Origin of the sequence: Streptomyces sp. WI03-4A, from assembly GCF_033792105.1 — a bacterium.
Lineage (GTDB): Bacteria > Actinomycetota > Actinomycetes > Streptomycetales > Streptomycetaceae > Streptomyces > Streptomyces collinus_A.
In genome coordinates, this window is sequence record NZ_JARAUO010000101.1 from 1 (window position 1) to 702 (window position 702).

The 702-nt window shown below is 67.1% G+C and carries 1 protein-coding gene; it reads right to left on the reverse strand.

All coding sequences use genetic code 11. The features are described 5' to 3' along the window. Positions 1 to 219 precede the first annotated feature (219 nt). On the reverse strand, positions 220 to 441 hold the full coding sequence (locus tag PV343_RS40210; protein ID WP_319152010.1) for a hypothetical protein: 222 nt from the start codon (positions 439 to 441) through the stop codon (positions 220 to 222). Between the last annotated feature and the right edge of the window lie 261 nt (positions 442 to 702).

A 702-nucleotide genomic window follows, 5' to 3' on the forward strand; every position in this document is an offset into this window, starting at 1 on the left:
CGCAGCGCAGTCAGGCTCATTGTCATTTTTCGACGCCCCTCTTGATCGAGAAGGCCTTACTGCCGACATGAGGGAAGCCGCGCTGAACGTGCCCCTGGGAGTGCCCTTGAAGGGGCGGCAGTTGGAAGGTTCGCAGCTCCGGTCGCTGTTCTTACACGTTGTGCGGGGGTGCCGCCCCTTCGTTCCGGCCTCGGGCGGGCCATTTCGGGAAGCGCGAGGTCAGCCGTCGTCGAACACGACCGCGTTGACGATGTCGGCACGTACGTCGTTGCGGGTGCGCTCGGCGAGTCCGGAGTCGGGTGAGTAGGCGCTCACCGTCATCCACAGGTTCCCCGACTGCGGGACGCAGACCACCGTGGCGATGACATCACCCGTGCCGCCCATCACCTGGTAGTCGCCGTCGTCGGCCAGATCCCAGACTTCGAGGCCGTGCCGCCTCATCGCGTCCTCCGCGAACCTCAGACCAACCTTGAGGCTCGCCGGTTTCGTAAAGGTGCCCCAGTGCGCGTACATATGAGTCTCCTTCCGGAAGGCCGGCGGACAGCCCGTCATCCGATGCCGGGACACCGGCGCCCCGCGGACAGGGGGCGATCGCCCCGAACCTTTCCATGGACGCCGGCGTGCTCCGCCCGGGAGTGCGCACCGTGCGGAGCACCGGGTACCGCTACCGGCCGGGCAGTTCGCCAAACAGCTGTCGCGTCG

Excerpts from the sequence above, each read along its gene's own strand:
- PV343_RS40210 (WP_319152010.1), bottom strand. The coding sequence starts at position 441 with ATGAGGCGGCACGGCCTCGAAGTCTGGGATCTGGCCGACGACGGCGAC.